Below are 14,840 nucleotides of genomic sequence, written 5' to 3'. Positions count from 1 at the left end.
GGCCCGCCGGGATTTTTTTCCCAGCGGGCAGCTTTTCTTTAGTTATTCTTATAATAGTTGATCAGGCAGCCGTCCGCCAGAATCTGGCGCTCGGCGTCGGTCATGGCGCCGAGCCTTACCGTAAACCGCACCAGACCGCCGTCCGGCTTGACTGCAACGGCCTCCAGCTCGTCGGCGGCGGCCAGCAGCGCCTTGCGCACGCCGGGCAGATAGACATAATCGCTGTTGTCCAGTACGGCGGGGTCGCTGATGAGGAAGGGCAGCATACCCCAGTTGATGCAGTTGGAGCGGTACCGCTTGGTGGCGTACTCGCAGGCAAAGTTGGCCGCACCGCCCAGCACGCGCTGGCAGCTGGCTGCCTGCTCGCGGGCAGAGCCGTCACCGGGCTTGTTGGCAAAAATTGCCGAACCAATGTTTGTATTTGCCGCATCGGGGGTGTAGCCCAGCTTCTGCAGCGCGGCATACACAGCCGCCACCTCGGCGGGCAGCGCCCCGGCGCGGCGCTCCTCGTCCAGCGCGTGGACGGCCTTGGCGTTCGGCACGTAGGCCGGGTCCTTGCGGGAGAGGGTGAACTCCGCCAGACGCAGCGGGTTAGAACGGAAGGAGGACGTCTCGCCGGACGGAATCAGCTCATCGGTGGTAGTGACCGGGTCGGTGATGTAGCTGACGATTTTGACCAGCAGATCCTCGGTCAGGGCGGGCTGCTCGGGCCAGTCCTTGATGTTGGGGCCGAACCGCAGTGCGTAGTCCGGCTCGGGGCGGCCCCAGCCATTGTAGACGCGCTTGTCATAGACGCCCTGCTCAAAGTGATAGTCCGGGGCGGTGTACTCCACGTCGGTCAGCTCGCTGGCGGCGGTCAGATAGCCGCCGTTGGCCGCGGTGGCGGCGATGGAACGCGCGTCCATCAGGGCCACGGCGCTGATCTGCCCCTCACCGGGCTTCGAGCCCTCGCGGTTGGGGAAGTTGCGGGTCGTGTGGCGGATCGAGAATTCGCCGTTGGCCGGGGTGTCGCCCGCGCCGAAGCACGGCCCGCAGAAGCACTCGCGGAAGATGCCGCCCGCCGAGACAATGTCCGCCACAGCGCCGTTTTTCACCAGCTCCAGATAGGTCGGCATACTGTCGGGGTAGACGCTGAACTTGAACTCGCCGTTGCCGCAGCTCTTGCCGCGGATAATATCCGCCACAGCGCAGATGTTTTCATACGTGCCGCCGGAGCAGCCCGCCACAACGCCCTGGTCGACATAGATGCGGCCATCGGCGCAGATTTTACCCACAAGGTTCATCTCAACCTTGCCGCCCAGCTGCTTGTTGGCCTGCTCCTGCGCGGCCTGCAGAATCTCGCGGGCGTTGGCCTTCAGCTCCCGGATGGGATAGGCGTAGCTGGGGTGCATCGGCAGCGCAATCATACACTCGACCGTGGAGAGGTCGAGCTCAATGCAGCCGTCATAGTAGGCCACATCGGCGGGCTTGAGCTCCCTGTAGGCCTCGGGGCGGTTGTGCTGCTCAAAATATTGCTTCGTTGTATCGTCAGTCTGCCAGATGGACGACCAGCAGGTGGTCTCGGTGGTCATAACGTCGATGCCGTTGCGGTAATCGGCCGACAGGTTAGCCACGCCGGGGCCGACAAACTCCATGACCTTGTTTTTCACATAGCCGTTGGCGTAGGTGGCCGCCACCAGCGCCAGCGCCACATCGTGCGGGCCGACGCCGGGGCCGGGCTTGCCGGTCAGGTAGATGGCCACCACGCCGGGGTAGGCCATATCATAGGTGCGGCCGACCAGCTGCTTGGCCAGCTCGCCGCCGCCCTCGCCGACCGCCATGGTGCCCAGCGCACCGTACCGGGTGTGGGAGTCCGAGCCGAGGATCATTCTGCCGCAGCCGGACATCATTTCCCGGTTATAACTGTGGATGACAGCCATATTCGGCGGAACGTAGATGCCGCCGTATTTGTGCGCCGCGGACAGCGCAAACTGGTGGTCATCCTCGTTGATGGTGCCGCCCACCGCGCAGAGGCTGTTGTGGCAGTTGGTCATAACATAGGGCAGCGGAAATTCCTTCATGCCGGAGGCGCGGGCCGTCTGGATGATGCCGACATAGGTAATATCATGGCTCGTCATCGAGTCAAACTTCATCCGCAGCTCCTGCATGGAGCCGCTTGTGTTGTGGGCTTTCAGGATGCCGTAGGCGATGGTGCCCTTGCGAGCCTCCTCGGCCGTGACCCCCGCCGGGGCCTCGGTCTGGGGTACGCCGTTGACAAGGTATACACCGGTGTCATGTAGCTTCATGGGGAACCTCCGTTGTACAAATAAGAAATAAAAAATAATAAATAATAAATAGATTCAGGTGCAGCCGCGCCGGGAAAGGGTGGTAGCGCGGGGTGTTGGGTGAAAGTTGGACGAAAAAAACCGCCTATTATATAAGAGTTTTTTTCGTTCAACTTTTTGCACAAAAAGCAGCAGATAATTTTAGTAAAAAAGTTGAACGAAAAAAATTATAATTGTAATAGAGAATTATTTTCGTCCAACTTTACGGCGTTCCGGGATATGCGTAGGGCGGGGTGACCCCGCCGCCAGCCAGCAGCAATATGCCGTTTGCGGTTTGCCACCGTAGGGGGCGGCGTCCCCGACGCCCCGCGGAGTTACCCGGTAAATGCCGTTTGCGGGCAACCACCGGGCCGGGCGTGCCCGGCCCCTACAGGGCAACAAAAGATGGGCGGCATTTATCGGCCCGTCCGGCAGTTTCCTACCGCATTTTCAGCGTCCGCAAATAGGCTTTCTGCTCCGGGGTGATGCGGTAGCTTTCCACGGCTTTCTGAATGGTTTTGTTGTGCGTCCAGCGCGGCAGCACGCGGTTCTCGATATAGGGCAGCGCCGCCGTGTACTGCTTGGCCAGCGCCGTGCTGAAATACCACGCCACGGCCATCTTCACATAAAATTCGTCCGACTGCACCGCCGCGGCCAGCTGCAGCATTTCCGGGTCAAACGCGTCATCCAGATAAAACCCAAGCAGCGTCACCAGCGCAAAACGCACGGTAAACGGCCGGTCGCTCTGCAGCCACCGCTTCACACGGTCATACACCAGCGGCAGATGCCTGCGGAAGATTTTCGGCGAGAGCATATCACAGGTTGCCCAGTTGTCCACGTACGGCAAAAACCGTTCCAGCTCCGCAAGGAAGGCGTCAATGTCATCCGGGTACAGCAGATTCAGCAGCGCGCCGTGCAGATTATTTTCCTCGTAATAGGTGTGCGGCAATTCCTGCAAAAAAGCTTTTGCCCCGGGCAGCTTAGCCACCTTTTTTGCGTATCTGCGCAAATCCGGGGTGCGCACACCGATGATGCGCTCATACGGAATATCGGGTATCAGCCTTGCGTGGAACGCCCGGTAGCCCTCATCCTGCAGGGCAAACAGCCCCTCGGTAATCGCTGTCATTGCCGCTTACAGCCGTGCAATGACGGCCTGCGTGAACTCTTTGGTACCCGCCGTGCCGCCGATATCCGCGGTCACAACCTTGCCCTCGGCCACCTGTGCCTGAATGGCGGCGTTGAGGCGGGCGGCCTTCTCGGTCTCGCCCAGGTCGTTCAGCATCATGGCAAAGGCCATCAGGATCGCGCTGGGGTTGGCCTTGTCCTGCCCGGCAATATCGGGGGCAGAGCCATGGACGGCCTCATAAATGCGCGTCTTATCGCCGATGTTGGCGCTGGGCGCAAAGCCTAAGCCCCCCACCAGACCCGCGCACAGGTCGCTGATGATGTCGCCGTACAGGTTCGGCGCCACCAGCACATCAAACTGCTCGGGCTTCTGCACCAGCTTCATGCAGAGCGCGTCAATGATGCAGTCATCGGCGGCAATGTCGGGGTAGTCGGCGGCAACCTCGCGGAAGGTGCGCAGGAACAGGCCGTCGGTCAGCTTCATAATGTTGGCCTTGTGCACCGCCGTGACCTTTTTGCGGCCATTCTTCTGCGCGTAGTCAAAGGCAAAACGGCAGATTTTCTCGCACGCGGGGCGGGTAATCAGCTTGACGCCGTTGGCCATCTCGTCATTGACCATATACTCGATGCCCTTGTACAAATCCTCGGTGTTCTCGCGCACAATGACAAGGTCAACGTTGTCAAACCGGGTGGGTACGCCCGGCAGCGTGTGCACAGGGCGCAGATTGGCATAGGTCGAGAACCGCTGGCGCAGCTGCACATTGATGCTGCGGAAGCCCTTGCCGATAGGGGTGGCGGTGGGGCCCTTCAGCGCCCAGCCATATGCCTCAATGGCGTCCAGCGTGCCGGGGGCGATGAGCTCGCCGCTTTCGGCGGCGTACTCTGCACCGGCGGCAAACTCCTGCCACTCAATGCCGGTATGCAGTGCGGTGGAAACGGCGCGGACGCTCTCGGCAATTTCGCGGCCGATGCCATCACCGGGAATCAGAACTGCTTTCATAAAAATTCTTACCCCTTTCCCTATGTATCTTACATGATACCTTACATATTACCTATTTTGCAGACGGCTGTCAATGCGCATTTTTACACACTCCGTATCATTTTGCCGACCAGCTTAATTTTTTAAAGTCCTGTCTTGTTTATTCTGGAAAATTTTTAAGTTTTTCTTGACGAAATTGCAGATATACTATAAAATCAAATTATCGGGCCGTTGGTGTAAGCGTAAGCCCGGAGGGAAATGTGTATGTATAAAAATACACAGTTTGGTAAAGAGAGGGGTATCTGCGATGTATTACCCGGACGTTCCGGCGCTGGAGCCGGATGAGCTTGAGCTGCTCTGCCACGAATATATGGAGCATAACGCCACGCTGGACCCACATCTGGCGGACCAGATGGGCGTCAAGCGCGGCCTGCGCAATCTGGACGGCACCGGTGTGCTGGCCGGTATCACGAACGTGTCCAACGTTATCGGTTACGATAAAAAGGCGGACGGCACGATTGTGCCCATTCCGGGCCGGCTGGTCTACCGCGGCATCGACATTGACACGCTGGCCGCCGAGGCCGATGCCCATGACCGCTTTATGTTTGAGGAGGTCATCTGGCTGCTGCTGTTCGGCTCTCTGCCCACGCAGGAGCAGTATGCCAAATTCCGCAAGCTGCTGGAGCACCACCGTGAGCTGCCCCAGGGCTTTGCCGACGATATGATTCTGAACTCCCCTTCCCCCAACCTGATGAACAAGATGGCGCGCAGCGTGCTGGCCATGTACAGTTACGATGAGCACGCCGAGGACAACAGCCTGCCCAACATCCTGCGCCAGAGCATCAACCTGATTGCCGAGCTGCCCACGATGATGGTCAACGCTTATCAAATCAAGCGCCGTGTCTATGACCGGTCGAGTATGTACTTCCACCTTCCCACCGAGGGCCAGAGCACGGCCGAGCATATCCTGAGCACCTACCGCGCCGACCAGAAGTTCACCCATGAGGAGGCCCGCCTGCTCGACCTCTGCCTGCTGGTGCACGCCGACCACGGCGGCGGTAACTGCTCCACCTTCACCTGCCGCGTGCTGTCCAGCTCCGGCACCGACACCTATGCGGCCATCTCGTCGGCCATCGGCGCGCTGAAGGGCCCCAAGCACGGCGGCGCAAACCTGAAGGTTATGCACCAGCTGGACTACATTCTGGAAAATGTCGAGAACCCCGCCAACGATGACGAGGTGCGGGAGTTCCTGCGCAAGATTCTGCGCCGCGAAAAGGGCGACGGCAGCGGGCTTATCTACGGCATGGGCCACGCCGTCTACACGCTGAGCGACCCCCGCGCCCAGATTCTGAAAAACCACGCCAGAAGCCTTGCCTACAAGAATGGCTATGACGAGGAATATGAGATGCTGTGCAGCATTGAACGGCTGGCCCCGCAGGTCTTTGCCGAGGAAAAGCACGGCCCCAAGAAGGTCTGCGCCAACGTGGACCTGTTCAGCGGGCTGATTTACCGTATGCTGGGCATCAGCGAGGATTTGTTCACCCCGCTGTTTGCCATTGCGCGTGTGCCCGGCTGGTGCGCCCACCGTGTGGAGGAGGTTGAGTTTGCCAACCGCATCATCCGCCCCGCCTACCAGTACGTCGGCCAGCCGCTGGAATATCTGCCGCTGGAGAAGAGATAAATTTTGTTTCCCGGTGCCCTTCCGCACCGGGATTTTTTGCGCCGCAGCGCTTTTCCCCCTTGCATTTTTGTTGGATTTTTGGTATAGTATTTCCTGTTTTCATTGCAACAAGGAGATTTTTACCCATGTCCGAACACGCCAACAAAAAAGAAAAGCGTCTGGCGCTGCTGGTGGTAGCCGCCGTTGTTATTGTGACGGTGCTGCTGATTGTAGAGACCTTCCGTCTGCTGTTGCCGGGGCTCTGGACGGCGTTTTCCGCCGGGGATGAGCAGGCCCTCAGCGACTATCTGACCAGTCAGGGGCGGCTGCGCAGCTTTCTGACACTGTGGTTTCTGGCCGTGGTGCAGGTGCTTTCGCTGGTCATTCCGGCCATGCCGGTGCAGCTGGCGGCGGGCCTTGCCTACGGCCCGTGGCTGGGCTTTGTGACGAGCTTTTCCGCCTCCGCCATCGCTAATATGAGCGTCTACCTGATGGCCCGCCGCTTAGCCCCGGTCATCCGCCGCCTGGTGGCCGACAACCCCAAGGCGGTCAAGCTGCTGGACAGTGTGCGCAGCAGCAAGGATCCGTGGTTCTACACGATTCTGGCCTTCATCACGCCGGGGCTGCCTAACGGCATCATCCCCTACGCGGCGGCCAACGCGGGGATGCGCCCCAAGCAGTTTGCCGCGGCCATCTTCATCAGCCTGCCCATTCCCACCCTGCTGACCTGCGCGGCGGGCAGCTTCATTCTGGAGGGCAACTGGTTTTTCACGGTGCTGACCGGCATTGTGCTGTTCAGCTTTGTGGGCATCCTGTTCTTCAACCGCACAAGGCTCATCGCACACGCGCACGACCTCAAAAACAGGCGCACCAAAAAAGCCAAGGCATAAAGCCTCGGCTTTTTTAAGACTTGCCCTGAGGGGGAAGGCGAAATCACTTCTCGCTCTCCCACTGGGCTACCAGCGGGGCGGCGATGGTGGACAGCGACTCCCGGGCGGTGTTGATGGCACAGACATCCTCCGGGGTGAGCGTATCGGCCTTTTTGTGCTTCAGCACGCGCTCCAGCGCACGCTCGGCATCCTTGATGCGGGCGCGGGTGTCCCGGTCAAGGGCCTTGCCCGCCCTGCTGCCAAGGGCCGTGTTCACGCGGTAGAGTGCGGCCTCGCCCGCGTTCAGCGCCTCCAGCGCGGCCTTGCGTGCCTTATCCTTGCCGACAAAAGCGGCGGCGTCCCGCATAGCGCGGGTGATTTCCGCCTCGCTCAGGTTGGAGGTGCCCGAAATCGTGATGCTCTGCTGCTTGCCGGTGTCCATATCCCGCGCCTTGACCATCACAATGCCGTTGGCGTCAATGTCAAACGTAACCTCAATTTTGGGCACGCCCGCCCAGGCGCGCTTGATGCCCCGCAGCGTGAAGGTGCCCAGCAGCTTGTTGTCCCGGGCAAACTCGCGCTCACCCTGCAGGACCTTGATCTGCACGGTGTTCTGGAACGGCGCCGCCGTGGTGAACACCTTGCTGAACCGCGTGGGAATTGTGGAGTTGCGCTCAATCAAATGGGTGGCCACGCCACCCACCGTCTCAATCGAGAGGGTCAGCGGGGTCACGTCCATCAGCAGCAGACCCTCGCCGGGGCCGGTCAGCATCTCGCCGCCCAGCCGCCCGGCCTGCACCGCCGCGCCCAGTGCCACACATTCGTCGGGGTTCAGCGTCTTGGAGGGCTCCAGCCCGGTCATACGCATAACCTTGGCCTGCACCGCCGGGATGCGGGTGGAGCCGCCCACCAGCAGCACCTGATCAAGGTCGCTGGCGGAGATGTGCGCGTCATTCAGGGCGTTGCGCACCGGCAGTGCGGTGCGTTCAATCAAATCCGCGCAGAGCTCTTCAAATTTTGCACGTGTCAGCGTGGTCTGCAGATGCAGTGCGCCCTGTGCCGTTGTGGTCAGGAACGGCAGATGAATCTCGGTCTGCGTTGCGCTGGAAAGCTCCTTCTTGGCCTTCTCGGCCTCCTCGCGCAGGCGCTGCATGGCCACGCGGTCGCCGGTCAGGTCCACACCGTGCTCAGCCCGGCACTGGTCGGCCAGCCAGCTGACAATGCGCTCATCGAAGTCATCGCCGCCCAGAAAGTTATCGCCGCAGGTGGCCAGCACCTGCACAATACCGTCCCCCATGCGAATCAGCGATACATCAAAGGTGCCGCCGCCTAAATCGTAGACCATAACGGTCTGGGTGCGGCCGTTGTCCAGCCCGTAGGCCAGCGCCGCGGCGGTCGGTTCGTTGATGATGCGGCGCACGTTCAGCCCTGCGATGCGCCCGGCGTCCTTGGTGGCCTGACGCTGGGCATCGTTGAAGTAGGCGGGCACCGTGATGACCGCCTCGGTGACAGGCTCGCCCAGATACGCCTCGGCATCCGCCCGGAGCTTTTGCAGAATTACGGCGCTGAGCTCCTGCGGAGTATAGCACTTGCCGTCGATGGGCACGCGGGTCTCGCTGCCCATAAGCCGCTTAACGCTGGTCACCGTGCGGGGAGCGTTGGTCACAGCCTGCCGCTTGGCAGGCTCGCCCACCAGCCGTTCCCCCGCTTTGGTAAAGGCCACGACCGAGGGGGTTGTGCGCTGCCCCTCGGCATTGGGGATAACGACCGGCTTGCCGCCCTCGACCACCGCGATACAGCTGTTGGTGGTACCCAGATCAATTCCGATCATTTTTGCCATTGTGGTATTTGTCCTTTCAGAAAAGACAATTTTGCTTTATGCTTCTATTGTAGCGTTCGTTATGAGAAAAAGTGTTGCGATTTCGTAAATATTGGTGCAATTTTTTCGTTGACGCCCCCGCACCGACGTGCTATATTTAGTTTAAAGCACTGAAGAGGGGGAATGACACAATGGCACGCACCGCGACTGTGACCCGCAACACCCGGGAAACGCAGATTACGCTCTCCATCAATCTGGACGGCACCGGCAGGGCCGACCTACACACCGGCATCGGCTTTTTTGACCATATGCTGGACGGCTTTGCCCGCCACGGCCTGTTTGATTTGAGCGTGACCTGCCATGGCGATTTGGACGTGGACTGCCACCACACGATTGAGGACATCGGCATTGCGCTGGGCACAGCCATCCGGCAGGCGCTGGGTGACAAGGCCGGGCTGGTGCGCTACGGCAGCTGTATGCTGCCGATGGATGAGACACTGGCCCTCTGCGCCGTGGATTTGGGCGGGCGGCCGTACTTTGTGTATGACGCCAGCTTTGCCGGGCAGAGCTGCGGCGGCATGGACACCCAGATGGCGCGGGAGTTTTTCTACGCCGTGTCCTACAGTGCCATGATGAACCTGCACCTGAAGGTGCTCTACGGCGAGAATGACCACCACAAGCTGGAGGCCATGTTCAAGGCGTTTGCCAAGGCGCTGGACGCCGCCACCCGGCAGGATGCCCGCATTGACGGTGTGTTATCGACGAAAGGGACGTTATAATCCGCCTTACGGATTGTATCTATGTAGGGGCGGGGCTCTGCTCCGCCCGGCAGCCTTGCGCGGTATCCTTTCTCCGGGAATGTATCGCGCATGGCAAACGGCCACGGGCGGAGCAGAGCCCCGCCCCTACGTTCACAATACGATGTAAGGCGTGATTTTATTTCTAAAATGGAGGGAAAGCAGTATGTACAAGGACATGATTGATACCATTGGCTATGTAGCGCAGGCCGACCCCGAGCTGGGCGCGGCCATGAACCGTGAGCTGGGCCGCCAGCGCCAGAACATTGAGCTGATTGCCAGCGAGAACATCGTTTCCCCCGCCGTGATGGCGGCCATGGGCAGTGTGCTGACCAACAAATACGCCGAGGGCTACCCCGGCCACCGCTACTACGGCGGCTGCCAGTACGTGGACGAGGTCGAGCAGCTGGCCATTGACCGCGCCTGCAAGCTGTTCGGTGCCAAGTACGCCAACGTGCAGCCCCACTCCGGCGCGCAGGCCAATTTGGCCGTCTACTTTGCCCTGCTGAATCTGGGCGATACCGTCATGGGCATGGATTTGTCGCAGGGCGGCCACCTGACCCACGGCTCTCCGGTCAATATGAGCGGCAAGAACTACAACTTTGTCTCCTACGGCGTCTCCACCGAGGATGGCCGCATTGATTATGCCGCGCTGGCCAAGCAGGTGGCCAAGGTTCGCCCCAAGCTGATTGTGGCGGGCGCCTCCGCCTATCCCCGCGCCATCGACTTTGAGAAGCTGGCCGAGATTGCCCACGGTTACGGCGCGATGCTGATGGTCGATATGGCCCACATCGCCGGTCTGGTGGCCGGCGGCCAGCACCAGAACCCTGTACCCTACGCCGATGTGGTGACCACCACCACCCACAAGACGCTGCGCGGCCCCCGCGGCGGCCTGATTCTGACCAACAACGAGTATCTCATCAAGCGCATCAACTCGGCCATCTTCCCCGGTACCCAGGGCGGCCCGCTGGAACACGTCATCGCTGCGAAAGCCGTCTGCTTTGGCGAGGCGCTGAAGCCTGAATTCAAGGAGTACGCCCGCAAGATTGTCGAGAACGCCAAGGCGCTGGAAGCCGAGCTGACGGCCCGCGGCGTGAAGCTGGTTTCCGGCGGCACGGACAACCATCTGCTGCTGATTGACCTGACCGACGAGGACTGCACCGGCAAGGAGCTGGAGCACAATCTGGACGAGGTGCACATCACCGCCAACAAGAACACCGTCCCCGGCGAGAAGCGCAGCCCGTTTGTGACCAGCGGCGTGCGCATCGGCACCCCCGCCGTGACCACCCGCGGCATGGGTGTTGAGGAGATGAAGATTATCGCCGACTGCATTGCCGACTGCATCTTTGATTTTGCCGGCAAGAAGGACGATGTCGCCAAACGCGTGGAGGAGCTGACCAAGCGCTTCCCGCTGTACGAGTGATTCTGAGTGATAAATAAAATGTCCCGCCGTGGTGTACGCCCGGCGGGATTTTTTTGTGGTTGGTTGGGGGCTTTACCCATTGCCGGGGGCGCAAAGCCACGCCCTCGCCAGCGCAGCGGCTACGGCCTCCACGTCCTCCTCCCGCAGGGCGGAATAGCCCGCCACCACCGTATCCGCCTGGCAGAGCTCGGGCCGGGCGAGGTAATACTCGCTCAGTCCGCGCAGCCGCACACCCTGCTCGGCCGCGGCGGCGACCATCGCCTTCTCCCCGCCCGCGCCGGGCAGCGTCAGCAAAAAGTGCAGCCCGCTGTGCACACCGTCCAGCTCCACGCCGGGCAGGGCGGCGCGCAGGGCGGCGGCAAATGCCTCCATCCGGCGCTTGTAGGCCAGACGCATCCGGGCCAGATGCCGCGTAAAGTACCCACCCGCCATAAACTCGCAGAGGGTCTGCTGCTCAAACCGACTGACCGTGTTGGCGTAGGTGGCGAAATCCCGCCGGTAGCGCCCCAGCAGGCTTTGCGGCAGCACCATGCAGGCAATGCGGATGCCGGGTGCCAAACTTTTGGAGAAGGTGGTCAGGTAGACAACCGGCCCATCCGGCCCGGCCATACCCTGCAAACTGGGCAGCGGGCGCGTATCGAAGCGAAATTCCGAGTCATAGTCATCCTCCAGAATGTACCGCCCCGGCTTGGCGGCAGCCCACGCCAGCAGCTGGGCGCGGCGGGGCGCGGGCATCGTGACGCCGGTGGGAAAGTGATGGCTGGGCGTCAGGTAGCAGAGGTTTGCGCCGCTTTCCTCCAGCGCATCGGCGGGCAGACCCTCGCGGTCAATGTCCACCAGTGTGCAGGGGATGCCGCTGTTCTGCAAAACCGTCCGCGTGCGGGAGTAGCCGGGGTTTTCAATCGCCGCCATACCACCCGCAAACAGGTGCGCAAGGCAACCCAGCAGATACTCAATACCCGCGCCCACCACAATCTGCTCCGGGGTACACTCGACACCGCGGTAGCTTGACAGATACGCCGCGATCTGCGCACGCAGCGGCGCATCGCCCTGCGTCTCGCCGCGCTGCAAAAGCTCGGGCCGCTGATAAAGCAGCTCCTTCTGGATGCGCCCCCAGCTGCGCGCCGGGAAAAGCGCCGTGTCCACGCTGCCTGTTGAAAGGTCATACAACGGCGCGGGCTCGGCGGCGGAAGGCGGCGCGGGCGGTGCGGTGCGGCGGGCGCGGCTGTGCAGCATACCGTAGGTTTTCTGCACGTAAAAACCGCTGCGGGGGCGCGGCTCGGCCAGACCCTCGGCGGCCAGCATCTGGTAGGCCGTGTCCACGGTGTTGACGCTGACCCCCTGCTGCGCGGCCATGGTGCGGCGGCCGGGCAGCGGCGTGCCGGGGGCGCGCTGGCCGGTGCGTATCTCGTCCGCAAGGGCGGCGTAAAGCTGCTCATACAGCGGGGTCTTTTCATTCGGCTGCAATTCTATCATACGGTGTCTCCCAACTGGCCCTATAAAAAATTTAAAAACTGGGCATTTATTCAGAGCCAGAGTTTAGTATAATAAAAACATACCTTCCCGGAAGGAAAATGTCAATAGAGGAGTAAGAAATCTATGTCTACTGCAATGATGTGGCTGCTGTTGTTTGTGGCGGTGGCCATGGCCCTGCTGATTGCAGCGCTGACCAAAACAAAATTTACCGTGCAGAAAATCAGCATCATCGGCATTATGGCCGCGCTGAGCTTTGTGGCCTACGAGTTTTTCCGCATCCCCAACGTGCTGGGCACCGGCTCCAGCTTCCATCTGGGCAACACCTTCACGGCGCTGACCGCCATGCTGCTGGACGGCGTCTCCGGCGGCCTGGCGGGCGCCATTGGTCTGGCGCTTGCCGACGTTGTGGCCGGTGACCCGGGCTATGCCGTCACCAGCTTTATCCTGAAGTTCATCATCGGTCTGGTCTGCGGCGTGGTGGCCCACAAGGTCATCCACCTCAAGGCCTTCCCCACCGACAACAAGTTCAAATATGTAGTCGCCGTCACGGCGTCCGCCTTCAGCGGCCTGCTGGTCAATGTGTTCACCGACCCGTTCATCGGCTACTTCCGCAACCGGTTTATCTTTGGCCAGCCCGCAGAGTTTGTCTCGGTCGTAACCAAGATTGCCAGCGGCGTCACGCTGGTCAACTCGTTGCTGTCCACCGTCTGCGCAGTGATTCTGTACATTGCCCTGCGCCCCGCGCTGGAAAAGGCGCACCTGCTGCCGAAGGAGTAAACCCGGCAGCCCCCAAACAACGCTATCCTCATTTCTGTTTACCCCCGCTTCGGCGGGGTTTTTGTTTTATAGGGCGGCTTACAGTAAAATCAATGCCGCGCACACGTAAATTGCCGTGCGGTAGGGGCGGTGCTCTGCTCCGCCCATGGAAGTTGCCCGAAAAATGTCGCCTGCGGGAAACCACCGGGCCGGGCGTGCCCGGCCCCTACCGCGCAGTGAAGGATTCACGGCATTTATTGACCCGCGCGGAGGGGGGTAAGCCCCCCCTACAAGGCTGCCTTTACCCAAATTATGTAAAAATTGCAAAAAGACTGGCGCTCCGGCTGCAAATGTAGTAAAATGGGTTTATATGTTCTGTAAATGATTTTCTGGACGAAAGGACTTTTCATGGCAGGCAAAACCAAAACAAAAAAGAAGCGCCCGCTGGATACGCGCAGCAAGATGTATCTGGTGCTGGCCCTGTGCAGCGTGATGCTGCTGGTCTGCATTGCGATTTCGCTGGCGCTGATTGGCGCGTTTGATTCCGGCGCAGGCAGCTCCACCGCGGACAGTGGCTCGATGGTGACGGAAAGCGGCTACAACAAAGAGCAAAACACCATTGACGCGCAGGCCTACGATGCCACGATTCTGCCCACCACCGCCGACGCAGGCGACAGCTACATAGAGGAAACCCTCTTTTTGGGGGACAGCAACACGGCGCGTATGTACCGTATGTTTGACTATTGCAGCTATGACAACGCCATCGGCTCGGTGGGCATGAGCGCGAAATCGCTGGCCAGCTTTGCCTGCGTGCAGCTGAGCACCTCGTCCAGCTACATCACGATGCCGCAGGCCGTGGCCAAGCTGCAGCCTTGCCGGGTGCTGCTGACCTTCGGCACCAATGACCTGAACCCCAGTTACAAGACGGCGGATTTCATCAAGAACTACCAGTCCGGCATTGAGGCCATCGTGGCCGCCTACCCCAGCGTGGATATTATCGTCAACTCGATTCCGCCCATCGGGCAGCAGCACTCCAACCAGAGCCTGACCCAGACGCAGGTCGATGAGTACAACAAAGCCCTTGTCCAGATGTGTCAGGACAAGGGCTGGAAATTTCTGAACAGTGCCGAGGTGCTGAAGGACACCGCCACCGGCTACGCCAAAAGCGGCTATGTGGAGGCGAGCGACGGCATCCACCTGACCCGCACGGCGATGGAGGCGCTGTTCACCTACATCCGCACCCACAGCTACATCACCGAGGATGACCGCCCCGCGCTGACCAGCATCCCGAAGCACACCGGCGAAAAGGACGCCGCTGTCTACACCGCGCCGGTGGTCAACACGGAAGTGCCCGCCTCTGACAGTGAGGATGAGCCCGAGCCCACCGAGGAACCCACAGAAGAGCCGACCGCAGAACCCACGCCGGAGCCGACTGCAGAGCCTACCCCGGAACCGACTGCAGCACCCACGCCGGAACCGACCGCAGAACCCACGCCGGAGCCGGCTGCCACGCCGCCTGACACTGCCGAGGGCGGCACAGACGTCACCACCGAAGCCAATACCGCGCCGGAGCAGTCCACCGTAACCGGAAACACATAAAACACCGGACCCGTGCCCTTGGAAAAGGACGCGG

General features: G+C 60.8%; 11 protein-coding genes. 6 read left to right on the top strand and 5 right to left on the bottom strand.

Annotation, left to right across the window (positions count from 1 at the left end; all coding sequences use genetic code 11):
* Nucleotides 1–38 precede the first annotated feature (38 nt).
* The 3 genes from NE623_RS05345 to NE623_RS05335 form a co-directional block, all read right to left on the bottom strand.
* On the bottom strand, nt 39–2,285 hold the full coding sequence (locus NE623_RS05345) for a hydratase (protein WP_256271307.1): 2,247 nt from the start codon (nt 2,283–2,285) through the stop codon (nt 39–41).
* A 457-nt stretch (nt 2,286–2,742) separates the two neighbouring features.
* Complete coding sequence (locus tag NE623_RS05340; protein ID WP_256271306.1) at nt 2,743–3,429, bottom strand: DNA alkylation repair protein; 687 nt, start codon at nt 3,427–3,429, stop codon at nt 2,743–2,745.
* A 6-nt stretch (nt 3,430–3,435) separates the two neighbouring features.
* Nucleotides 3,436–4,428, bottom strand: a complete 993-nt coding sequence (locus NE623_RS05335; RefSeq protein ID WP_256271305.1) for an isocitrate/isopropylmalate dehydrogenase family protein — start codon at nt 4,426–4,428, stop codon at nt 3,436–3,438.
* Nucleotides 4,429–4,714: 286 nt separating this feature from the next.
* On the opposite strand from NE623_RS05335, the gene NE623_RS05330 reads away from it, so the two are divergent.
* Nucleotides 4,715–6,088 carry a citrate synthase gene (locus NE623_RS05330; RefSeq protein WP_256271304.1) on the top strand — a complete coding sequence of 458 codons (1,374 nt, stop codon included), beginning with the start codon at nt 4,715–4,717 and terminating at the stop codon, nt 6,086–6,088.
* A gap of 125 nt (nt 6,089–6,213) precedes the next feature.
* Entirely contained in the window at nt 6,214–6,957 is a 744-nt protein-coding gene (locus NE623_RS05325) for a TVP38/TMEM64 family protein (RefSeq protein ID WP_256271303.1), read from the top strand.
* A 43-nt stretch (nt 6,958–7,000) separates the two neighbouring features.
* Here the strand turns inward: NE623_RS05325 and dnaK are convergent, their stop codons facing one another.
* Nucleotides 7,001–8,776, bottom strand: coding sequence for a molecular chaperone DnaK (dnaK, locus tag NE623_RS05320; RefSeq protein WP_305146087.1), 1,776 nt, complete (start codon nt 8,774–8,776; stop codon nt 7,001–7,003).
* Between the two features lie 170 nt (nt 8,777–8,946).
* On the opposite strand from dnaK, the gene hisB reads away from it, so the two are divergent.
* Together hisB and glyA are read left to right on the top strand one after the other, a co-directional pair.
* Nucleotides 8,947–9,534: an imidazoleglycerol-phosphate dehydratase HisB gene (gene hisB / locus NE623_RS05315; protein WP_256271302.1), complete on the top strand. Its 588-nt coding sequence runs from the start codon at nt 8,947–8,949 to the stop codon at nt 9,532–9,534.
* Between the two features lie 184 nt (nt 9,535–9,718).
* Nucleotides 9,719–10,975, top strand: a complete 1,257-nt coding sequence (glyA, locus tag NE623_RS05310) for a serine hydroxymethyltransferase (protein WP_256271301.1) — start codon at nt 9,719–9,721, stop codon at nt 10,973–10,975.
* A gap of 72 nt (nt 10,976–11,047) precedes the next feature.
* Here the strand turns inward: glyA and pdxR are convergent, their stop codons facing one another.
* The gene (gene pdxR, locus NE623_RS05305) at nt 11,048–12,451 is read right to left on the bottom strand and encodes a MocR-like pyridoxine biosynthesis transcription factor PdxR (RefSeq protein ID WP_256271300.1); all 1,404 of its coding nucleotides are present in this window, start codon (nt 12,449–12,451) and stop codon (nt 11,048–11,050) included.
* Between the two features lie 123 nt (nt 12,452–12,574).
* Here pdxR and NE623_RS05300 point away from each other — a divergent pair, with 123 nt between their 5' ends.
* Both NE623_RS05300 and NE623_RS05295 read left to right on the top strand, forming a co-directional pair.
* Nucleotides 12,575–13,228: an ECF transporter S component gene (locus NE623_RS05300; protein ID WP_256271299.1), complete on the top strand. Its 654-nt coding sequence runs from the start codon at nt 12,575–12,577 to the stop codon at nt 13,226–13,228.
* A 387-nt stretch (nt 13,229–13,615) separates the two neighbouring features.
* The gene (locus NE623_RS05295) at nt 13,616–14,806 is read left to right on the top strand and encodes a GDSL-type esterase/lipase family protein (RefSeq protein WP_256271298.1); all 1,191 of its coding nucleotides are present in this window, start codon (nt 13,616–13,618) and stop codon (nt 14,804–14,806) included.
* Nucleotides 14,807–14,840: the final 34 nt, after the last annotated feature.

The organism is Gemmiger formicilis (assembly GCF_024462815.1).
In the GTDB taxonomy this organism is placed as follows: domain Bacteria; phylum Bacillota; class Clostridia; order Oscillospirales; family Ruminococcaceae; genus Gemmiger.
This window is presented reverse-complemented; position numbering and strand designations above follow the sequence as displayed.